Source organism: Bradyrhizobium sp. 137 (assembly GCF_023074095.1).
GTDB lineage: Bacteria > Pseudomonadota > Alphaproteobacteria > Rhizobiales > Xanthobacteraceae > Bradyrhizobium.
Map to the genome: position 1 here is coordinate 1 of NZ_JADPKU010000107.1, position 21,980 is coordinate 21,980.

At 59.0% G+C, this 21,980-nt stretch carries 13 protein-coding genes and 9 pseudogenes; 14 read left to right on the forward strand and 8 right to left on the reverse strand.

What is annotated here, in order from left to right; genetic code table 11:
* The 3 genes and pseudogenes from IVA78_RS28685 to IVA78_RS28695 form a co-directional block, all read right to left on the reverse strand.
* Positions 1 to 106 (reverse strand): annotated as a pseudogene (locus IVA78_RS28685) (IS5/IS1182 family transposase); the annotation flags it as partial.
* A 151-nt stretch (positions 107 to 257) separates the two neighbouring features.
* Complete coding sequence (locus tag IVA78_RS28690) at positions 258 to 467, reverse strand: recombinase family protein (protein ID WP_346275322.1); 210 nt, start codon at positions 465 to 467, stop codon at positions 258 to 260.
* A 256-nt stretch (positions 468 to 723) separates the two neighbouring features.
* Positions 724 to 924: pseudogene (locus IVA78_RS28695) on the reverse strand (recombinase family protein); the annotation flags it as partial.
* A gap of 969 nt (positions 925 to 1,893) precedes the next feature.
* Here IVA78_RS28695 and IVA78_RS28700 point away from each other — a divergent pair.
* From IVA78_RS28700 to IVA78_RS28710, 3 genes are all read left to right on the forward strand, one after another.
* A complete protein-coding gene (locus tag IVA78_RS28700) occupies positions 1,894 to 2,520 on the forward strand; it encodes a transposase DNA-binding-containing protein (RefSeq protein ID WP_247468903.1) in 627 nt (208 codons plus the stop codon).
* A gap of 55 nt (positions 2,521 to 2,575) precedes the next feature.
* On the forward strand, positions 2,576 to 2,986 hold the full coding sequence (locus tag IVA78_RS28705; RefSeq protein ID WP_247468904.1) for a hypothetical protein: 411 nt from the start codon (positions 2,576 to 2,578) through the stop codon (positions 2,984 to 2,986).
* Positions 2,987 to 3,417: 431 nt separating this feature from the next.
* Positions 3,418 to 3,648, forward strand: a complete 231-nt coding sequence (locus IVA78_RS28710; RefSeq protein ID WP_247468905.1) for a plasmid pRiA4b ORF-3 family protein — start codon at positions 3,418 to 3,420, stop codon at positions 3,646 to 3,648.
* 158 nt (positions 3,649 to 3,806) lie between these two features.
* Here the strand turns inward: IVA78_RS28710 and IVA78_RS28715 are convergent, their stop codons facing one another.
* On the reverse strand, positions 3,807 to 5,417 hold the full coding sequence (locus IVA78_RS28715; RefSeq protein WP_247468906.1) for a GMC family oxidoreductase N-terminal domain-containing protein: 1,611 nt from the start codon (positions 5,415 to 5,417) through the stop codon (positions 3,807 to 3,809).
* 333 nt (positions 5,418 to 5,750) lie between these two features.
* On the opposite strand from IVA78_RS28715, the pseudogene IVA78_RS28720 reads away from it, so the two are divergent.
* Positions 5,751 to 5,984 (forward strand): annotated as a pseudogene (locus IVA78_RS28720) (integrase core domain-containing protein); the annotation flags it as partial.
* 472 nt (positions 5,985 to 6,456) lie between these two features.
* Here IVA78_RS28720 and IVA78_RS28725 read toward each other — a convergent pair.
* The 3 genes and pseudogenes from IVA78_RS28725 to IVA78_RS28735 all read right to left on the reverse strand — a co-directional run.
* On the reverse strand, positions 6,457 to 7,047 hold the full coding sequence (locus IVA78_RS28725) for a PPC domain-containing DNA-binding protein (RefSeq protein ID WP_247468907.1): 591 nt from the start codon (positions 7,045 to 7,047) through the stop codon (positions 6,457 to 6,459).
* 246 nt (positions 7,048 to 7,293) lie between these two features.
* Positions 7,294 to 7,490, reverse strand: a pseudogene (locus tag IVA78_RS28730) (transposase); the annotation flags it as partial.
* A 101-nt stretch (positions 7,491 to 7,591) separates the two neighbouring features.
* A pseudogene (locus IVA78_RS28735) lies at positions 7,592 to 8,113 on the reverse strand (DUF2891 family protein); the annotation flags it as partial.
* Between the two features lie 626 nt (positions 8,114 to 8,739).
* Here IVA78_RS28735 and IVA78_RS28745 point away from each other — a divergent pair.
* The 8 genes and pseudogenes from IVA78_RS28745 (at position 8,740) to IVA78_RS28780 (ending at position 16,424) form a co-directional block, all read left to right on the forward strand.
* A complete protein-coding gene (locus IVA78_RS28745; protein ID WP_247468908.1) occupies positions 8,740 to 9,933 on the forward strand; it encodes an IS91 family transposase in 1,194 nt (397 codons plus the stop codon).
* The gene (locus IVA78_RS28750) at positions 9,930 to 10,169 is read left to right on the forward strand and encodes a hypothetical protein (RefSeq protein WP_247468909.1); all 240 of its coding nucleotides are present in this window, start codon (positions 9,930 to 9,932) and stop codon (positions 10,167 to 10,169) included. The genes IVA78_RS28745 and IVA78_RS28750 overlap by 4 nt, the downstream gene beginning before the upstream one ends.
* Before the next feature lie 164 nt (positions 10,170 to 10,333).
* Positions 10,334 to 11,617, forward strand: a pseudogene (gene istA, locus IVA78_RS28755) (IS21 family transposase); the annotation flags it as partial.
* A gap of 11 nt (positions 11,618 to 11,628) precedes the next feature.
* Positions 11,629 to 11,847: pseudogene (locus tag IVA78_RS28760) on the forward strand (ATP-binding protein); the annotation flags it as partial.
* A gap of 1,177 nt (positions 11,848 to 13,024) precedes the next feature.
* Positions 13,025 to 13,217 (forward strand): annotated as a pseudogene (locus IVA78_RS28765) (IS630 family transposase); the annotation flags it as partial.
* Positions 13,218 to 13,863: 646 nt separating this feature from the next.
* The gene (locus IVA78_RS28770) at positions 13,864 to 14,640 is read left to right on the forward strand and encodes an SDR family oxidoreductase (protein WP_247468910.1); all 777 of its coding nucleotides are present in this window, start codon (positions 13,864 to 13,866) and stop codon (positions 14,638 to 14,640) included.
* Between the two features lie 330 nt (positions 14,641 to 14,970).
* Positions 14,971 to 15,388 (forward strand): annotated as a pseudogene (locus IVA78_RS28775) (transposase); the annotation flags it as partial.
* A 193-nt stretch (positions 15,389 to 15,581) separates the two neighbouring features.
* On the forward strand, positions 15,582 to 16,424 hold the full coding sequence (locus IVA78_RS28780) for a shikimate dehydrogenase (RefSeq protein WP_247468911.1): 843 nt from the start codon (positions 15,582 to 15,584) through the stop codon (positions 16,422 to 16,424).
* Positions 16,425 to 16,632: 208 nt separating this feature from the next.
* Here the strand turns inward: IVA78_RS28780 and IVA78_RS28785 are convergent, their stop codons facing one another.
* Positions 16,633 to 17,040, reverse strand: a complete 408-nt coding sequence (locus tag IVA78_RS28785) for a hypothetical protein (protein WP_247468912.1) — start codon at positions 17,038 to 17,040, stop codon at positions 16,633 to 16,635.
* Between the two features lie 624 nt (positions 17,041 to 17,664).
* On the opposite strand from IVA78_RS28785, the gene IVA78_RS28790 reads away from it, so the two are divergent.
* Complete coding sequence (locus IVA78_RS28790) at positions 17,665 to 18,612, forward strand: CoA ester lyase (RefSeq protein ID WP_247468914.1); 948 nt, start codon at positions 17,665 to 17,667, stop codon at positions 18,610 to 18,612.
* Between the two features lie 513 nt (positions 18,613 to 19,125).
* The gene (locus tag IVA78_RS28795) at positions 19,126 to 21,597 is read left to right on the forward strand and encodes a CoA transferase (protein WP_247468916.1); all 2,472 of its coding nucleotides are present in this window, start codon (positions 19,126 to 19,128) and stop codon (positions 21,595 to 21,597) included.
* The last annotated feature ends 383 nt before the right edge of the window (positions 21,598 to 21,980 follow it).

Consider the following 21,980-nt stretch of genomic DNA (forward strand, 5'->3'; position numbering starts at 1 on the left):
GCGGCATCTTCCGGGCGATCAGCGCCCATTCGGCATCGGTCAGATCGCTTGCGTAACGCAGTCCATCGCGCTGATACTGGATGCGAGCGGTTTTGGTCCCCGGCATGGTGTCCTCCCTCGAATCTTTGCAAATCCGAAGGAATCACAAGCCGGCCAAAACCGCTCACCCTTTTTCGGTCAGGCTCTGAGGATGTTACTTTCGCTTGATGGATGTAGCCCGGCTGTCCCGGGATCACCAGCCGGTGCCGCACCGGCAGTCATGTGCGGGATGATCGTCTCGACTGCTTTTGGGATGGCTTCTGCCAAGCCCTTCCATAGACAAAGGCGCCTGCATAGGCCGGATTCTTGAGGATCGCTGTCACGGCTGACACCGTGGCAGGCTGCCAGCGCAGATCGCCACGGCGATCGCCGCGAGGCAGTGCCAAGCCGCGGCCAACAAAGGCCCGCATCATTTGCGCGGCGGTCATCCGGCTTTTGATCGTGTGCAATGCCAGCTCTGAGATCGTACCCTTCAGGCCCAGCAGCAGGCGGCCATTGGGGGTTCCGCGATCTTAGATGCCATAACGGTCGGCGATCAACAACGGCGATGCGCGCAGACATCAAGCAGCGGGTACCAATCCGAACAATTGCGCGCCAGGCCGTCACGTCCATCGATAGAATAAGACCGACCTCGCCAAGAGTGACGCGTGCGACCAGATCCTTGAATCCTTTCCGGTGGGCTGCCGCAGCGGCGCTCTGCCCAAGATCGCTATCAATCACATCGATGTCGACCTCGCGCCATCCGAGCTCGCGAGCGCGCTGTGAGAGGGCGTACTGAAGCTTGAGGCTCTCTTTATTGATGATCACTTGGTGTGGCGTCGATTGCCGCACATACACCACTGCTTTGCGGTCCAGGTGATCCGGCTTGACGAGTGCCGAGCCCATTGCTCATCTGCCGCAGGACTTGGCCGAGATCTTCTGCGATCGCTTGGCGGAGCGTTTCCGGCAAACCGCGCCAGACCTCTCGAGGTTCGATGGGGATGCGCCCCCCGCTCTCTTCGGCCAACGCGATTAAGTCCTGCAGCGCGTCGAGGCGCGACGCGCATTGGTGGACCGGCTCGAGCTACAGCTATCCGACCTGCCGGAGAACACGGCGCAAGCCGAGATCGCGGCGCAAATGGCAGCCGAGAAGATTGCGGGTGCCATCGTTCGAGCGCCGCGAGCCGGCCCGACGGCCGCGGCCGGAGCATTGCCGTGGGAGCGCCTTGTCTTATCCGGTGCCTGCGGCCTGCCGCATGCTGCGGCGATAGCCGGTTGCGCAAGATTGGCATGGGCGTGACGGAGAGATTGGAGCTTGTTTCCGCGCCAGTGGAAAGTAATTTAGCGCGTGCGCGAGAAGTTCGTCTGCCGGTCCTGCGAAGCGATCACCTAGCCGCCGTCTCCTCGTACCCTATTGCGCGGGACGTGCAGGACCCAAGCATGCTCGCCCATGTCTTGTTCGCCAAGTAGTGCAAGATGTCGCCCCACCCGTAAGCCTACGCGTGCCGGCAGGAGCAGAATAGCTCTATCGCCAGCGCCGTTGCGTGGCCCAGCCGCAAGTAGCAGTCAAACGATCGGGCGGCGCTACGGATGTCGCGAGGCACCGCCGACAGCGGCCATCGCTGGGTGCGCAAGATGTCCTATCGAGCGCTTTTGATCAGACGGACCCGCTGACAGGTCTTCAATTTGGGAACGTAATAGTCTGGAGTGGGCATCTCCTTCATCGTAAGCGTAGCGACGCGGCCCTTTAGATTGTCTGTGCGCGATCTTGGGAGCACCCCGTAAGCGCTCAGCCAATCTTTCAATTACCCACATTTGACATCGGATTTGGAGTGATTCGTTGTTGAGCACTGATTCGGAGGCGTGGGGTGCTCGATGGGCTTGGTGAAGGAACGCGCGGAGGCGCGTGCTCAGCGATTGACGACCGGTATTGAGACGTGGGTTGATCGGGAAGCTGCGGGATGCGACTTTAAGGATGAGCGGCTTGGCCGCCGGTTCTGCAAACTGCTCGCACAAATCGGGAGCGACATGGGACAAAGCATCCCGCTGGTTTGTCAGGACTTGGCCAACACGAAGGCCGCCTATCGCTTCTTCTCCAACGAAGGGGTCAACGAGGCGGATATTCTTTGCGGTCATTTCGAGGCGACGCGCGGGCGCGTAACGGCGACGAAGGGACTGATCCTCGTTCTCTATGACACGACGGAATTCAGCTTCAAGCGCGAGAAGCCGGATTTGATTGGCTTTACGCGCAAGACGGCAGGGCGCACACAGTGCGGCATCCTGATGCATTCGAGCCTCGCCGTGACGACCGAGGGGCTTCCGCTCGGACTGGCGGCAATCAAGTTTTGGACACGCAAGAAGTTCAAGGGGACGACGGCGCTAGCGGAAGATCAATCCGACGCGTGTTCCGATCGAGCAGAAGGAGAGTATCCGCTGGCTGGAGAATTTACGGCAATCGACCGACGTTCTCGCCGCCCCTGGACGATGCGTTCATATTGGTGATCGCGAGAGCGATATCTATGAGCTGTTTTGCCTGGCCGAGGAGGTTGGAACACACTTGTTGGTGCGATCCTGTGTTGATCGGCTTGCCGGGGACGGCAATCATACAATTGCCGACGAAATGGACGAGGTTACGGTCAAAGGCCTACATCGGATCAAGGTCAAGGACGACAAAGGCGATCCGGATGAAGCGCTTCTCGAAATTCGTTTCCGCAAGCTTCGAATTCTGCCGCCGATCGGTAAGCAGAAGAAATATCCCGCACTCACTCTGACCGTGATCCATGCTCAAGAGCGGGGAACGCCGAAGCGGCGAAAGAAGATCGAATGGAAGCTCCTCCCCGATCTCTCGGTCCAATCGCGCAAGGACGCCGTCGAGAAGATCGAATGGTACGCGTTGAGGTGGAAGATCGAAGTCTTCCATCCTCAAATCAGGCTGCAAGGCGGAGGACTCGAAATTGCGAACCGCTGACCGTCTGGTCAATCTGATCGCTGTTTTTTGCATTGTAAGTTGGCGCGTCTTCTGGATGACGATGCTCAATCGTTCCTCGCCGAATGCCCTACCGCAGACGGGGCTGACAGATCCCGAACTCAGGCTTCTTATCATTTGGTGAAAGACAGGGTGGCGATCGCCCTCCGAAGCACGCTCTCGCACTATGTCGTCAAGATCGCGCGGCTCGGAGGATATTTGGCCCGAGCCAACGATCCGCCTCCAGGAAATACCGTTATCTGGCGCGGACTATCACGGCTGACTGATATCGAACTGGGAGCCGCGATCGAGGCAAAGATTATGGGTAATTGAAAGGGCGGCTTAGCGCTTACCTACGATTTCGGCGACAGCTGGGATCATGTGACCAAGCTCGAAAAATGGTTCGACAACAGCCAACAGACGGTCTGCCATTCTTGCTCGAGGCCGCCGGCCGTTGTCCTCCGGAAGACGTCGGCGGTGCACCAGGCTATGCTGAATACCTCGATGCCCTCGGCGACCCCGCCCATCCGGAGCACGAACACATGCGCCTCTGGGGGCCGGAAAACTTCGATCCCAACGTCATCGACCGGAAGGCGATCGACGCCGCCGTCAACGCATTGTCCGGAATTTGGAAGCCACGCCCGCGCAAGCTGCGATCAAAATAGACGCAAGCGCCAATCAAAAGCGCCGCAGAGCTACGCTTACCCTTCATCGCGACCCACCCCGTAGGCTGAAGTGCCGCTGCTGCAAGCTGAGGCAGAAGATACCGGCCGACAATAATCCGATTTGCACGCAGGATGGCCGGAGCCTTGGCCCCGGCATTTTATACCGCTCGAGGATTTCCCTTGATCATATCAGCGCCCTTCTCGGCCACCATGAGGGTAGGCGCGTAAGTGTTACCAGATGGTACAGTCGGCATGATTGATGCGTCGATAACACGCACCCCAGCAAGGCCGTGGACGCGCAGACGATCGTCGACTACAGCCATGGGATCGTTACCCATTTTGCAGGTCCCGACAAGATGATACATCGTTCCACCGGTGCGGCGTGCATAATCGAGCCATTCATCGTAACTCTGTACCTTGTTGCCGGGATAGTGCTCGAACTCGATGTATTTGGCGATGGCCGGATGCTGCATGATCTTGCGCGCGATCTGCATACCCGCAATCGTGCAGCGCCGGTCGGTTTGCGCTGAGAGGAAATTCATCCAAATTGCGGGCTGGCTACAAGCTGCAGACGATCTGATGTGGATCGAACCGCGCGACTCAGGCCGGCACTGGCTGATCACCACCGTCATACCAGGCTTACTCTCAAGGTGTCCCGCGCGCGCCCTGTCATAGCTTGCTGGCGCCATGATAAATTGCACATCGGGCGTCTTCAAGCTGGGCTCCGTGCGCACGAAGCCGAACACTAAGGGCCCTAACCGGGTGAGCACACCCGTGCCGCTGACGAAGTATAGTGCGATCTCCCGAAGGAGCCTCAGCCCTCGGGTCCGCTCGTTGAGCGTGATCGGCAGGTTCACCCGCCAGCTCATAAACGGTGCGAAGTGATTGCCGCAATTTTCGCCGACCCCTTTGAGTTCATGCCGAACCTCGATGCCAGACGCCTTGAGGAGTTCAGGCTGACCGATGCCAGAACGCTCTAGCACGCCCGGTGACTGGACGGCGCCGCACGAGAGGATCACCTCACGGCCGCAGCGAGCCTCGCGCTTCTCGTTGTTCACGGTATAGGCGACGCCGACCGCGCGCTTGCCTTCAAGCAGGATGCGCATCACATGCGCATCTGTCTCAATGCGAAGGTTCGATCGGCTGCGCACCGGATCCAGGAAGGCACGAACTGCCGACCAGCGCCGGCCATTTTTGGTCGTTGCCTGACAGTAGCCGAAGCCATCCTGCCGTCCATTGTTGTAGTCTTTATTGTACGAATAGCCGTTGGCTTCGGCGGCATCGATGAAAGCGTCTCCAAGTACATCGCGCTCCTCCACATCGCGGACATTGAGCAGCCCAGCATCGCCGCGCGAGTGATCGCCGAGGCCCTCGTAGTGCTCCGACTTCTTAAAGTAGGGCAGCACGTCCTGATACGACCAGCCCCGGTTGCCGAGTTGGCTCCACTTGTCGTAATCGAGTGGTTGGCCGCGCACATAGAGCATGCCGTTAATCGAGCTGCAGCCACCCAACACGCGACCACTCGGATAGGGAAGGCGCCGTCCGACAAGGCCGTCCTCTGCCTCGCTCTCATAGTTCCAGTTGAACTTCTTGTATTTCAGAAGCTTCCTACAGCCTGCTGGGATGTCAATCCACATAGACCTGTCGCGTGGACCGGCCTCGAGCACCAGGACGTTGTACTTCGCATCATCACTCAGGCGGTTGGCGAGCACGCAGCCAGCCGAACCGCCGCCGACGATGATGTAATCCCACGTAAGCATGACTTGCATTCTCCATCTTCCTGCGTTTTTCCAGACGATCACGATATCGAAGGAGCTTGATTTGTGGCTGGCTCGACGGCGGCGATGAAAGGCACGACTTTTCAGTCCGTTGCCGCTCCGATCCCATCTAGGCAATCAGCAAGCAGCGCCACATCTCGTGGTTGCGGGCAGTCAATATGAGATATTGCGCCGTCTACTGAGGTGAGATCAGCTTGGTCTTTCCCACAATGTCAGATTGAGGATTTGCCATAACCGAGCGGCGCTGCTTCTACCACGCTCGTAATTGGCTCTACAGCTACCTGAATTGCTAGTTTCCTCATACAAACCTGAGAGCAGGCTCCAATCAGCATGGACGGTCGGGGTGCCTGGCGCGACAACGTGTTCGTCGAGCGGCTGTGGCGCAGTGTCAAATATGAGGAGGTCTATCTGCGCGCCTACGACACCGTGTCCGACGCCCGCGCCTCGATCGGCCGATACCTCGACTTTTACAATGGCCGGCGTCCCCACTCGAGCCTTGACCGCGGCACTCCGGATCAAGCTTACTTCAACCAGCTGCCGTTCCGCGCGGCAGCCTAACTCTGGCAGAAGCTCCACTTATCGACGCGGGATTGCTGTTCAGACAACCGAGACCGTCTCTCCTGTGCATTCCGATGAAGCTGGCCATTGATTCCGACGAATCGCCAAGGGCAATGTGCGGCAGTTTCCCTTCAGGCGATTTGACGCCTGCCGGACATGTGGCGGCTTGCGGAGTTGTTCTTCGATCGTCCTTGCAAATACGAACCGCCCCGATGCTAGCCTCTGCACTGTGAGCGCAGTATCGAGTACGAGACCAATTGGAGCGGGCTCGACCCGGGTGCAAGGGCGCTTACCATTCGGCGTCCGTTCGTCGGAAGACGCCGGTGAATTTCAAACCGGCCACAGCTCAAGTCGCGCCCCCGAGATTGGCTACTTACTCGATCGTCCGTCAACAAGCCTCTCCATGTTGGCAGATTTGCACGAGGTTACGCCGCCTTCTTTCCAGCATCCTCAGGCCATCACCTTGTTCCTTCTATGCCCGTATGAGATCGTGATAGTAGCCGCTCTTGTCGAAGGTCGCCCTTAGGATGACTTCAGAGACCTTTGCGATAGCAACGGTGAAGTGCGAGGGCACATCAGCTTTCCCATTGTGATTAGTAAGATTGAGAAGTGATCCTTCCATGAGGTGCCCGCAGACCGTCTGCGAGGCGCTCGATACCGTAATATGAACGTGGAGATAAGGGCTCTCGTGTCCCTCCCAGCCGCCGGCACCGAAACCTGTGTGGCCGCCGCCACGGGTAAGCGCCGGCGACGGTGTCACTGACTTGACCGGGACCCATCCTATCCCGATGATGCCATGCGCGCTCACCTCTAGTGGGCCCGGGATCTCAACGAAATCGATCGATTCTATTCCGCCTTCTCGTGGCTCGTGAGGATACCGCTGTATCCTGACTTTTGCCATCGAGCCGGTCGCATCCAGAAGGATTCCGGTCTTGACGTCGTTTTGCCTGCAGATGTCCCAAAGGGCTCGAAGCAGGTCCTCGCCTGCCTCGAGTTGAGCGTAGATGATCTCCTCGATCTTCCCACGGAGCATTGGCCTTTTTTTCATGTTATCCTTTTGCATTCGATAGATCCCCAAGACGATTAGGTTAAGGCGCGTGAACTTCTGACTGGCACCATTTGGGAGCAGATGTTCTTATTCGTCGCAAGACCAGTGACCTGCCACTGCGTTTTCATCCGGCGGCGGTTAGAGCTTCTGGATTTGTACGCCAAGTGGCGTTGGAGCACCGGACGATCGGTGGAGCTATTCGGGGTTGCTTAGCGGATCCAGTGAGGTGGGCGGTATAAGCCTCGGGAATGCCGGGCCTTACCACTTCTTTGAAAGCAGCTCGCGAAGGGCAGCCACGACCATCATCTGCTAGGCCAGAAGCTTCTTCAGCTTCGTGTTCTCCTCTTCCAGGGCCTTCAGCCGCTTCGCCTCGGAACCTCCTTGCCAAATTTGACCTTACAACTATAGACCTTCGCTTCGGAGATCCCGTGCTTGTTAGCCAGGTTAGCCGATTTCGCAAAGCGCATTTGCTCCGGCGGGGATTATACCGCGGCCGGACGAACGCCCGACTAATGAAGCGAGCAAGGTTCACGGAAGAGCGGATTATCGCATTGTTGAAAGCCTCGGCGAGCTTCCGGTCGTCGGCGGCGAGAGCGTAGCGCCTCGCCAACACGAGAGCGAAGGCGGAGTTTCTATTCGTCCTGACACGTATCAGGTAGGTCGCCAGTGCCAGCCAGCTCTGGGAGCGCGTCGCGAACACCTGCGCGAGGGGACGGAGGGCGCTGGTCCAGCGCCGGCCCTCGTCGGTTCCGTGCGCCTCGAGCTCAGCCTGCAGCATCAGCAGCTAGCCCCAGCCGAACGGCCGCTCGAAGCCGCGCGTTGATGCTGGCTGATTCAGGTGGGCGAGCTCGCCTGCGGCCTTGTCGGCTCGCAGCGCACCCTCCAACGATTCGCGGATCTCGCCTGCCGCCCCGAAATCCGCGAAGCCTTGATAGAGGCGCGCCGGCAGCCAGTGGGTGTGGACCGACGAGTGCCAGAAGCTGTCGTAGAAGATCGGGTAGAGCACGCGCGGCGCCTTATCGTTCGAGCCGGTCAGGATATGAAGTCGAGCTTGTTCGAATATTCTCGGCCCGTGTGACAAAGCGCTATCCTCGCGAAGGCCACGGCCCTCTCTGCTGTCAGCTCGCTCATTTCTGCCTCCCTCGCGCCTGCCGACCCGCAGCGCTCGAATAGCAATGTCCAGGTCTCTGAACCGGCGTTCATCTATGAATTAGTTACACGAGTCTGGCCTGTACTCAATTACTAAGTCTAGGTAGTTGACGGAGAGATGCTTGCGCTTGTTGGCGGGAATACGATGGGACAGCGAAATGCTCCATCCTTGAATAATCGGAAGGTCAGCGTCGGGCGAGTATGGATACAGCCGCGTTGTCATGCTTAATTTCACGACAGCTACAACAGGCTGTGAAGTGGAAGCCGCGTGGGGCCACAGAGGCCGGTTTGTTAGTTGGATTCTCGACCGCTCCGACCTGATATCACGCTGCCGACAGCGCTGTTCTGTTGCGGTTATTGCGGCTGTTATGGCGCGACAATCGGGATGAGAGCGAAGTCTCACCTTGATCGCCGCCGCCAATTCAGGTCTTGCTCGGACATGCCGATCTCGGATCGACCGCCCGCTACGCACAGGTTGCGACCAATCTGCTCGCCCGCACGACCAGCCCATTCGTGGGCTCTCCATTCAGGTTGATCCCACCTGACTGAGCCACGCATATGCGCCCCGTGCTTGAGGTGGCGGACATCTTCCGCCGCCACGGCGTTGCGTTTCGTGCCGTGCAGGGCTCTCGGCTCTCGTCCGACCAGCGCCGTGCCATGGCGGCCATCGAGGCGTGCCGCACAGCGACGCTCGGCGGCCATATCGAGCGCTGCGACGACTGCGGCCTGGTTCGCGTTGCCTACAACAGCTGTCGCGATCGGCACTCCCCAAAGTGCCAAGCGCTCGCGCGCGCCCAATGGCTCGCCGATCGCCAGGCCGACTTACTGCCGGTCCCCTATTTCCACGTCGTCTTCACCGTGCCGGCGCCCGTGGCCGCCGTCGCGCTGCAGAATAAGGCGGTGGTCTACGACATCCTACTCAAAGCAGCAGCCGAGACGATCCGTCTCATCAGCGCCGACCCGAAGCATCTCGGTGCCGAGACCGGGATGATCGCCATTCTCCATACCTGGGGGCAGACCCTGACGCATCATCCGCATGCCCATTGCCTCGTGCCGGGCGGCGGGATCGCCCCTCATGGACGCTGGGTTCATTGTCGCCCCGGCTTCTTCCTTCCCGTTCGCGTCCTGTCACGATTGTATCGTCGGCTATTCCTGGACCGCCTGCAGGCGGCGTTCGATCGCTCCAAACTCCAGTTCTTCGGCCATCTCGCACACCTCGTCGAACCAGCGGCATTCGCCCGCCATCTCAACGTCCTCCGCAAGGTCGAGTGGGTCGTCTACGCCAAGCGTCCCTTCGGCGGACCAGAACAGGTTCTGGCGTATCTCGGGCGCTACACCCATCGCGTTGCGATCGCCAACGGCCGGCTTCTCACCTGTGAGCAGGGCCACGTCCGCTTCCGGTGGAAGGATTATCGCGCCGGCAACAAATCCAAAGTGATGACGCTGGACACTGAGGAGTTCATTCGTCGCTTTCTGCTCCACATATTGCGGAAGGGGTTCCGCCGCATCCGTCATTTTGGCTTCCTGGCGAACGCCTGCCGCGCCGCCAAACTCGCGCGCATCCGAGCGGCGCTTGAGGCGCCGCAGCCACCTCCGCCTGCCGAAGCTGTCGACTATCGTGAGCGCTGCGCCATCCTCATTGGTCACCGCCTCGACTTATGCCCCATCTGCGGAGGCCGCATGGTCGAGATTGGGTCTGTGCCGCGTGCGCCAACGCCGCGACGCGCGGCACCTCGCTGCGATACATCATGACCGACTGCCTCAACTTGGTCGCTCCCACCGCAGGCATCGCCATGCCGACGTTCTCCGTCGGAACGATCAAGCACGCTCAGAACGCCTGGCGAACGGGCGATAGTCAGCCGCTTGGGCTTGACGCGCCGTTCGACGATATCGACGGCGGCATCCTCTGCTGCCAACATCAGCGGCAATTTGCGGCCACACCCGCTCGCGGGCCCGACATCGGGTCAATCGCGCCTGCCGGCGCCTAGATCGAGCCCCCATAGGTCCTCGCTCACAAGCAGAGGCTTCGTTCAATCCAGCTTCAAATAGGTCCCGCGCTGGACTTGCCGCGAGATCTGCGACGCGGAACCTATTTGAACCCTCCAGTATTCCGAGATGATCTCGCCCACCATTCCGATTTGAAGTCCCCCAGGCGACCGTGCACCGCGAGCTCAAACGCAAGCACGTGACGTTGTCGATCCTGTGGGAGGAGTACATCGCCGCCGAGCCCGGCGGATACCGGTACTCGCGCTTCTGTGAGCTGTACCGCGCCTGGGAGCGCCGTCTGTGGGTGACAATGCGCCAGGCCCATGCAGCCGGCGACAAGCTGTTCGTCGACTATGCCGGCGATGGCGTGCCGGTGGTGGTCGACCGCCTCACCGGTGAGCGCAGAACGGCGCAGATCTTCGTCGCCGTGCTCGGGTGCATCGAGCTTCACCTACGCGCAGGCAACGTGGACGCAGGGGCTCGCCGACTGGATCAGCGCCCATGTTGGCGCCTCGCGGCGACGGCGTGCCAGCGCTGCTGGTGCCCGACAACACCAAGGTTGCCGTCATCAAGGCGAGCCTGTACGACCCGCAGATCAATCGTACCTTTGCGGAGATGGCGGCGCATTACGGCACCGCCATCTTGCCGGCGCGGCGGCGCAAGCCGCGCGACAAGGCCAAGGTCGAGCAGGCCGTCCTCATCGTCGAGCGCTGCCTGCTTGGCCACCTGCGTTATCGCACCTTCTACAGCCTGGCCGAGGTCAATGCGGCGATCGGCGAGTTGCTCACCAGGCTCAACGAGGAACGGCCGATCCGGCGGCTCGGCGTGACGCGCCGCCAGCTGCTCGAGGAGGTCGACCGGCCGGCGCTCAAGCCAATGCCGGTGCCCCCCTACGTGCTCGCCGAGTGGCGGATCCGCCGCGTCAGCCTCGATTACCACGTCGAGGTGGAGAAGCATTACTACAGCGTCCCGCATCGCTTTGTCCGCGCCGAGGTCGAGGTGCGGTTCACGGCCCGCATAGAGATCTTCCACAAGAGCGAGCGGATCGCGCGCATCAGCGCATGAGCGGCAATCACAAACACACCACCGTGCCGGAGCACATGGCCCCCAGCCATCGGCGCTACGCCGGCTGGACCATCGCGCGCATCCGCCAGGACGCCGCCGCGATCAGGCGGCGACCAGCGCGTTGTGCGACCTCATTCTCGACAAACGCTCACGCCCCGAGCAAGGCTTCCGCGACTGCCTCGGCATTCTGCGGCTCGCTGCCTCCTACGGGCGCGAGCGCCTCGACGCGGCGGTCGCGCGGGCGATCGACATCGGCGGGCGTACCTACGGCTCAGTCAAGTCGATCCTCGCCAACAATCTCGATCGGCGTCCCGCTCATCAGCGCTCCGCGGACGATGCGCCGATCCTGCATGCCAACATCCGCGGACCGCGCTACTACAATTAGGAGACCATCCCTTGCTCACTCATCCAACCCTCGACCGCCTCAACGCCCTCGGCCTCCACGGGAGGGCCAAGGCCTTCGTCGACATCGAAGCAACCGGTGAGAGCGCAAGCCTCGGTCACGCCGACTGGCTCGCGCTACGGCTCGAACGTGAAGCCTCGCTGCGTCACGACAAGCGGCTCGCCACCCGCCTGCGCTACGCCAAGTTGCGCCAGCAGGCGTGCGTCGAGGACAAACTGCTCCCCCTCGCCATGTGACCGGCTTTCCCGGCCTCCGACTACTGGAGGAGTTCTGTCAGCATCACGGACATCGGGGTCAACTCTCTTGCCATTCCGCTCATGCCTTCCCTCGTTCATATGTTGGACTACCAGCGCCTCGGTGAAGTTGCCGGTCGCAGTCTTTTCCCTTGCTTGCTGCAAGCAGGTGCCGTCTCCCTTCGCCCCACGCAGGACGCCATACATCAACGCTCGCGTTCGGATTGTCTCCGGCTACATATCCTTCGACACCATTCAGCATTCCGCCTATTAAACCGTGTAGGCCGAGGCATTTCGGCCCAAAGACGCGGATCAACCGGTTCGTGTTCTTCAACCTTCCTATACTAGGCTCGGGAACCATCTCGGCGTACGGTTTCGCCTCAATCCCCTTTACCTGCGGGGTACGTCACCCTGCCAGTTGACAGCAGGTCACCGCCGCTTGGGCCCATGCTTCCTCACAGCAGGAAGCAGGCGCGTCAGAGTCCTCCTTTCTCAATGCGTTCCGCACATATGCCTCACCGATTTCTCGGGGCACGCGCACTGTAGGTGATGTCCCGCGCACCAGACCTCGTTCGGCCGCTCGATCGTTGCGATCGGGCGGCGCCGAGCAGCTGGCACGGGCGCCGCACCGACAGCTCACGACGACCGCGGTCCACGAGCGCGCGGCGATCCGGGCCGATCATCTTCCGGCCCTCTTCGCCAAAATTCCCGCTCGATGATCAATTGCGCGATCCTGGTGTGCAGCTTCCCGATGTCGCGCTCGCGGTCGGCCCCAGCATCACTGCTGCCGCTTTCGAACGCTCGCGCCACCTGTTGCAAAAGCTGCCTCTTCCAGGCGTAAATCTGGTTCGGATGAACCTATTAGAGCTGCGCCACATCGGCCACCCGTCGCTTGCTCCCGCAGCGCCTCGAGCGCAAGCTTCGCCTTCAGCGCCACGTCAATCTTCCGTCTCGTCCTCTGCGTCATTCTCGCTTCGTCTGTTGCGACGTCAAATTAGTCAACCGGTCCGAAATTCGGGCGCCACTTCAGCGCGCACCGGCCGCCCCCGCGCGATAATTTCGGCCAGAGCGCATTGCGTCTCTTCCTGCCCGAGAGTTGGATAAGTGACCTCGGGTGGCTTAAGGTACGTGATATCGTCGGCGCCCTCGTCTCAGGATCAATGAGAAAAACCAGATGCAGGCGCTCGATCGCGAGCAGCCGGTCTTGCCGATGGTGCCGCATATCGGAGCGCCGGACGCACAGCTATGTGCGACAAGGCACGAGCTCGCTGTTTTTGCCGCTCGATGCCGCCTCGGGGTTCGTCATCGGCAAATGCTACAAGCACCACCGGATGGCTATTTTTCTGCAGCCGTGCCCTGGCGCCAAACTCCGTCGGGTGAGATCAGCTCACCAGGACAAGTAGGTGCGCTGGCAGTAAAGAAATGTATCACTAGCCCTCAGTGAACAGGAGGCGATACTATGAAGCAAGCCTGAGCTGGCTCGTTTATCAGGATCATCCTCCTTGAGAGGCTTCCGGCTCAAAGACATTCATCGTAGAGTAGATGAGGTTCCACTGAGCGAGAATGTCGGCTCTGTTGTCACGTGTCTTATGCGCAACTGCTCTCATTCGACACTCGCATTTCTATTCTGAGTGCAGATCGTGAAGGTCTATCATCCTTCGACGACTCTTTGCCTGACGAAGTAAAGCAACTTGGAGATGTAACCATGGGCGAACGGCTTTGATCAATGGTGTTATTCCACGTGCGGATGTAGTCAAACAGACGGCGTGCATCGGAGCTGAAGTGGAATATCAACCTTTCGAGCGAATGGAGCAAGGTGTCTCGGGGCTCGGTATATCTTCGCCTAGCTCCTTGGAGCAGCTAAAGCGATGGCATGTAGAATTGTGTAAGGTTGCTCGCGTCGCCTTTAGCAGAAATAGCATGACTCTCCAGTCGGGATTGGCGGACCTTTCGCGGCTGTTGTTAACAGTGGGCAACACGGGTGGAGGTTGAGGAATGCGAACGGCGGTAAAAGGCAAGCGGGTTATTGTTACCGCTGGAGCGAATGGAATTGGGCGCGCGATCGTCAACCAGCTGGCAGGTACTGGCGCGCGCGTCGCAACATGCGATATCTCCGAACAGGGCATCGAACAACTGCGTAAAGAGTTGCCCGGGGTCCGCGCAGAGCTCGTAGATGTCGGGGATGAGGCGGCGCAAACGAAGTTCCTGGAAGGCGCGATCCGTTGCTTCGATGGTTTAGATGCACTAGTGAACAATGCTGGAATCTCTGGTCCGACATCTCACATTGAAGATATTGATCTTGCGGATTGGCAAGGCGTCTTTCGCGTCAATGTCGAAAGCCAGTTCGTCGCGTGCAGGGTTGTTGTGCCCCATTTGCGAAAGCAGCGCGATGGTGCGCTAATCTTCATCTCCTCTACGGCTGGGCGGCTAGGTTTTCCATTGCGATCGCCATATGCAGCGTCAAAATGGGCGCTTGTCGGACTGATGAAGTCTCTTGCGATGGAAATCGGTCCAGACGGCGTGCGGGTCAACGCCATCATGCCCGGGGTCGTTTCAGGCGATCGAATAGAGCGCGTCATCGCCGCTAAGGCGAAGGCTGTAGGGTTATCGTATGACGAAATGAAGCGGAAATGGCTCGATCTTATCTCGTTGCGACGAATGATCCCGCCGCAGGAAATCGCGGAGATGATTCAGTTTTTGATCTCGGATGCCGGACGCAATATTTCCGGCCAGTCACTCAGCCTTTGCGGTAATACTGAAACACTACGCTAGAAAGACTTGCGGCCCGAGCCTTCATGGGTCCAGTGGCGTAGTGGCAATTCGAGCTGATATGCTCGATACCAATATCACCCTGCTTCCAGTTTGGCGCACAATGTGTTTTTCCGGCGCAGTAATACGAAACTCAAGCAGATCTCATGGCCTTTGGCCGTCGCTTGCCAGCTTCGGATGGACACGTGCAACTAGATGCTCGATTTCGAACCTTCGCTCTGGTAAGGGCTGCGCGTTTCGCGGGCTCGTCAGCGCGGATTTCAGGGATCTGACCTTGGCGCACGGGCTTATCCAGTTAGAAGTTCGTTCTACCCGCGCAACCGGAACCAGAACCTGAAGCGCAGCCGCTTTCGTAAGGGCAGGTCGTTGGGATTTGAAGAGAGCACGAGGCTAGGGTTTCAGTTGCCGGCGTATGCCGGAAACACAGCGGCAGTGACGCCAGTGTCTACGAATGGAAAACCAAATCTGGCGGGATGGACGTCTCGGGGCCAAGCGGCTGAAGACGCTTGAGAATGAGACCACGCCGCTCAAGCGGCTGTTGGCTGAGGCTATGCTGGACAACGCGGCGCTGAAAGTATTATTGAGAAAGAAGTGACGACGCCCGCGGCGAAGTGGAAAGCAGTCGCGCATCACATGGGTACCTACGGGATCCGCGAACGGCCGGTGTGTAAAGCCATCGCCTACTGCCGCATGACCGTCAGATACCAGACGACCCGGGCGGATTGATGCCGCCCTGTGTCAACGCAGAAGACGATCTCTCAGGGACAAAAAATCACGCGGGCTACGGGGCTGTTTGATGGGCGCGCCGCGCAGCCTGGTTGGAAAGGCAAGCAGTCGTCGCTTAGATTAATGGTGTAGTGGGGGCGAGGCTATCGATGCATCGGAGCGCATCGGCTAGAACTGGCTACAGCGTATTAACTCACTTCAATCTGAACGATGCCTTCGTGAGCTTTGTCGTCGTAACGAATCTGGGTGTAGCTGTAGGCATGATGAGCATGAGTCTGATCGATGGTCGCAGCAAGGTTTACGGCATCATCGCCGATCCGATCGCACAGGTTCGTACGCCGCAGGCAATGAACAAGATCATCGCGGAGCGCGGAAGCCAAGCAGTGTTTGTACCCTTCCACGTTCATGCGGATAATCTAGGTGCATTTCTCGCGGGGCTTAAGGCATGGCAAAACCTCCCGGGCTTTACTCTCACCGTGCCCCATAAGGAAGCCACCCTAGCCCTGTGTGATCGTCTCGGTCCAATGGCGAAGATCACAGGATCGGTGAATGTGGTCCGGAAAGGAGCCGACGGCGCATGGGAAGGCGAGACATACGACGGTCTTGGCTTCGTCGCAGGAATGAAATCTCAGCGCCTCGATCCGGCGGGTGCAAACATCTACATTCAGGGTGCCGGTGGCGCTGCCAAATCAATCGTGGCAGCTCTCGCTGACACAGGTGCTGCTCGTATCAGTGTCGCTAATCGTTCTCAATCCAGAGCTGCGACGCTGATCGACCGTCTAAACGTCGCATACCCGGGGCGTTGCGTACTAGGAGTAGCGGCGGATTTAGCTGCTGCCGACATTGTCGTCAACACGACCTCGCTCGGGCTGCACGAAAACGATCCCCTGCCGATCGACGTGTCCGCACTCAGCTCACGCCAGATAGTTGCCGAAGTGGTCATGCAACCAGAGACCACGCCATTCCTTCATGAAGCCCGAGCACGGGGATGCCATGTTCATCAAGGCATCCACATGCTTACCGGGCAAGTTATTCAGATCGCCAACTTCCTTGGAATATGACTTTGCCGGAACCTTCCGCGCCCGTTCACACAAAAAGCGATTGTGAGAACAGCTAGTTCGTCGCCAACTGGGGATCAGCTGCAGTTCAACGGGGGGCCGCCGCAAGGCGCCTGTCTGTTTTGTTGCCTTGGCGATGGGTGACGGGCTCAGGCGGTAACCCGCGATAGCTTTCTGAGATTCGTGGACGGTGCAGATCCTCAGTCTGAATTCACTTTCTGGACGCCACGCAGGAATAACCGAGGAAATCTGTAGCTTGCTTGATTTGTCCCAACATCGGCTCGACTGCTTGCTTGCTCGCTCGCGCATTAGAGCCGCCGCTGCGTGGCCAGCGCGCTTGAGCTCGGTGGTCATCCTCGCCGCGAGCGATCTGGGCTTGGCCGGCCGCCGTGGTGTCAACGTAGTTCAATCCTTTGTCGTCCGGTAGGGTGTACCTTTGAGCCGTTCGCCGGAGTGATAACGTCGCATCGACTGCGGCATCCTTGATCGTCAGGATGCGGCCCGAATTGACGAGGTTGGGCTGTGCCTTGCCGCTGGCTCCCGTTTCAGCGGCGCTGGCGCCTTTCCAGTCCTCTTGTCGTCTTCCTTCTTCCGTTGCTGGTCTGCCTCTTCGCGACATCGTATCTCGTCTGCGGCGGGGCTTTGGCCCGACTCCACTCCATTGGCGGCGCCGATTTTCGCGAGCCACTACTGCTTGTCGCTATCTAATCAGGCATTTGGCGCCATAGAGCTTGTCGATCGGCGGTTTCGGCCAGCGGTCGACTTCGGCCTGAAGATCAACTCGCTGCTTCTCGGCGCTCTTAGCGTGTTGGCATGTGCTTGGACGCGTTAGTCTTTATTTCGTTGCCGTCAAGTGACACGTGCAGAGCTTCGCCAAATCGACCTTCTCGGCGAACTTAAGCACCCGCACGAATTGCTCCGCTAAGGCCTTATGCCGCCTGCGGACCCGACATCACGGAAGCCCCGACCACGCTGCGCCGGTTCGGAAGTGTTGAGCCGGACCTACGGTCCCCACAACGTGAGTCAAGCCGCTCGGCCATGCCAAAGCGGCGAGTGGTCTGCACTACCGCCCAGATCGCGCAGTGTTGCGCCATTTGCTTCCGCCGACCTTGCGCGCGCGATGTCAGCCCACAAGGAAAGGTAGGTGCGCGTGCAATTTGAATATGTAACAACGATAGGCCAGAACGGTGGACGACCCGAGCCAGCAAGAGGCACAGTCCTTGATGCAGTGGGAAGAATAATTATGCCGCAGACATTTCGAGAAGCTCCCTGGTATCGCTCGATGCTCTACGTCCCTGGAGACAAACTCGACTGGATGTTAAAGGCGCCAAAATATGGCGCGGATGCCCTGATGTTCGATCTCGAAGACTCAGTTGAGATTACTCAGAAAGCTGGAGCTCGCAACGCGGTCGCGGCAGCTCTCAAGGAGCTATGCACGGGCTCGTTCGGCCGCTTCGTGAGGCTCAATAGGTGGCGAACAGGCTGGCTGTTAGACGACCTGAATGCGGTTGTAATCAGTGGCCTAGACGGCGTGGCTTTGGCGAAGACTGAAGATCCGGAGGATATTGCCGCTTTAGACCTAGTGCTTGGGGAGTTGGAGAGGTCGCGGGGGTTGCCCGTCGGTCGAATCGAGATTTGTCCGCACGCGGAAACTGCACAGGCGATGTACAGGCTCTACGAAATTTGTATGACCTCTCAGAGGATCAAGCGCACCGGTGCTGCCGGTGGCCCAACCCCAGGTGGAGACGGGGCTCGCTCCCTTGGCGTGCATCTAAATGACGCGACCGATGAAGGGAATTGCTTTGGAGCCTATTCCGTGCTGCAAGCTCGCGCTGCCGGGGTTGTGCAAGTTGAAGGCGCTATGGCAGCAACAGTGGACGACCTCGAGTTAGTACGGCGAGTCGGTGAAAGATCCAAGCGCATGGGCGCATCGTTTGCGTCGGCGATCCACCCCAGCCATATTCCCGTCATCAATGAGATCTACTCGCCGTCGCAAGATGAGATCAATGAGGCGCGTGAGATCGTGTGCGTCATGGCTGAGGCCACCGCCCGCGGCAAGGGCGCAGTTCGGTACAAGTCGACGATGGTAGACTATGCGAGCGTTCGGACTGCCATTGTCGTCCTTAAGAAGGCTCAGGCAGCCGGAATTGATGTTGCCGAGGTTCCAAAACTCGAGCTGCCACCACTTTGAGAAGGTTTGACCAAGGCGGGCTGGATGGCGTTGCAATATCAATGGCAGAAAACGTCATCCATCAAGAACAAAGCATTAATCGAGCCAGCTCAGTTCGGAATGGCGAATTCGCTCCCATTACCTAGCACGGTGTGCTTAAAGGCAGTCTCACGACGCTGCGCTTGAATCTGCATCCAGCCTCTATTTCTTACTGGAAAAGAACGTGGTGGGTATGAAACATCGATCACGCGCAGGCGTGCCCGGCAAGCGTCCAAGGCAGCTGTTTCCAATAGGGTACTCATCTCTTCGGGCGATGCGAGCGTTGGAAAATGCTACACAAGGGAATAGGGCACCTATGTCGGTTCGCATGGCACGGTCGTTACTCCGCAATTGGGGAGAGCTGCTAATCACTTTGGCATGGCGTCGGCAGCAATCAGAGAAAGCGAACTGTGCCCCGATAGTCCGCTGCCAACCGCAGGGTCGTCGTTTACGCATACTCGCGCGGGCCCGGCCGACCACAATCGGAGCATCTGTATGGCTGAGAAAATAGACTTGGCGAGCGGGGTATTATCGCATTTGCGAGTGGTCGAGATCGGTAGCTCCGCTGCAACCAGCTATTGCGCTCGTCTGTTCGCCGATTTCGGCGCCGATGTTCAGAAGGTGGAGCCGCCATCAGGCGATCCCCTTCGTAGCAGCGGACCCCTGACGCCCGGTGGCCAGAGCGCGTGGTTCGCATTCCTGAATTTCAACAAGTCAAGCATCATTATCGATGCTAGCGATCCGGGGGCAATCAGGCGTCTGACGAGCTTAGTCGAAAACTGCGACATTCTAATCGATGGCCGCGATGTCGGTTCCGCTGACTGCCCTTTAATTGACGTCGCCGGGATCCGCAAGCGGTGCGACTACTTAACCTACCTAGAGGCGAACTGGTTCGGACACGATGGCCCCTATGCAGGATTCGCCGCAACCGATTCGACGGTCCGCGCACTCGCCGGCCTCATCAAGCTGGTCGGACCGGCCGATGGCCCTCCGGTGTATGCACCAGATTTCCAGACGGGTATCCTATCCGGCCTATGGGGCTTTATCGCCGCGATTTCTTCCGTTCTGGCGCGAATGGAGGGTGGAACAGGTCGATCATGGTCGCTCAGCATTTTTGAATCGAGCCTGACTGCAAGCGAGTATCTCATGAGCGAGTCGGTCGAGCACGGGGATGTTATTCGCCGGATGGGAATTAATCGTTTCTGGCCAGGATTTCCGCTGGGCATTTACGAAACAAAAGACGGTTTGCTTGGCGTGACGACGGTTACGCCCGCACAGTGGTGGGCGTTGTGCGATATGCTGGGCTTGTCTCAGCTGCGAGATGACCCGAGCTTCCTACTCGGCAAAGATCGACTGCTGCATGCAGAACAGATCGAGGGACAGTTCATGCCGAGGCTGAGGGAGCGGACAGCGCGGCAGTGGTTTGCGGAGGGACTGAAACGCAAGATTCCGGTCGTGCCGGTGCCCACTATCTCTGATCTGCTCCGTGATAGCGAAAAAAGAGCACGAGGAGCGATCGTGCCTGTTCGGATTGGCAAGGAAAAGGTCTTAACTGCCGGGTCAATGCAGCGGCTTGCGTTGACCCCGCCGCGCCGGGGCGGAAGCGTGCCCGATCCTGGCGAGCAGCAGGCTGTCGCGAGTGAGCGAATGCGCGTAGCCGAGGTCGGTTCGCCGCCCCGCACGAGCATCAACACTGGCCGGCTACCGTTGCAGGGCACACGCGTCATCGACTTTTCAATGGGTTGGGCGGGCCCGTTGTGTACGCGCACACTGGCAGATCTGGGCGCTGAAGTTATCAAAATCGAGGCCATCCAATATCCAGACTGGTGGCGCGGTGTTGATCGACGTCCCGCTTACGTCGAAAGACAGATGTACGAAAAAACGCTGCGGTTCTGCATCATGAATCGCAACAAGAGGGGTATCACACTCGATCTGGCGCACCCTCGCGGCCGCGCTCTCGCCAAGCGGCTTGTGGCGAAAGCCGATGTCGTCGTTAACAATTATTCGGTCGATGTGCTGCCGAGGCTTGGCCTCGGCTATGACGTGCTAAAAGCGCTCAATCCACGGCTCGTAATGTTGTCGATGTCGGCTTTTGGAGCGAACAGCATTCATCGCGACTGCCGTGCCTACGGCTCGACGCTCGAGCACGGCTCGGGATTGCCGGGCGTGATCGGGAGCTCGGACGGACCACCTGTCATGAGCCATACCGCTTTTGGAGATCCAGTCGGCGGATTGAATGGCTGCGCCGCAGTTCTGCTCGCTATGGTACATGCGCGCAGTACTGGGCAGGGACAGTTCATCGACTTGGCGCAAGTCGAATGCATGATACCGTTTGCGTCGCCATGGATCACGATGCAGTCAATTGGCGGCATCGCACCTGAAAAGTACGGGAATCGACATCCTCAATTTGTGCCGCATGGCTGCTTTCGTTGTGCTGGCGAGGACAACTGGATCGCTCTAGCAGTTACGGATGCGGACATGTGGCATAGGCTTGCTTCCCTTATTGGTCGACCGGACTGGGCCGCGGACGTATCGCTGAACTCTGCGGAAGCTCGCCGAAGTATTGAGAAAGATATCGAGATAGGCATCGCGGCCTGGACGCTCACCCGTGACGCGGATGAGGCCATGTCCGAGTTGCAAGCAGTAGAGGTTGCTGCTGGAGTAGCCCGCTTGCCGATCGATTTGCTCAATGATCGGCAACTCAAGTCGCGCGAATTTCTGCAGGAAGCGGAACGCGCATTCATAGGTGTGCATTCGCAACCTTCGATGCCGATTCGCGAAGGTGCTAGACCCTTCAGAATCCGCTCAGCGGCGCCCACGCTCGGAGAGCACAATGTAGAGGTCCTGTCAGGGATTCTTGGCCTCTCACAGGCCGATATCGCGCAATTAGTAAATGAAAACATTATCGGTACAGCGATGCTCTCAGATGTGGATCTCGCAAGAGCAAAGAGGGGGCGGTCAAATTGAGCGCGATCGCGCCGAATTGACGTACCCTAGGTTCGGCTAGTTGTGCACTTGACTCGGCCAAGATCCGACAAGATGAAGGCGACATCTCGCAAAACCGCGCCGTAAGCACCGGCATCGCTACGATAAACGCTCCTACAAGGCCTCACTGTCATCGAGTGCATGGTTTGTCGCCTCAAGGAGTTCCGCTGCATCGCCACTCAAGATGACAAGCGCGCAGACATCGTTCTCTCTGCACACGTCTTGGCTGTGCCTTGCGCTGCCAATTCAATTGCATCCCGGCTTAGCACTACTTTGGCAGAATTGGTTTGTGCTGCAGTTTTTCACGGATACGTCTTCTGCAGTAGGGGCATCGCTGCGATCGCTGCCGTAGGATGAGATCGACG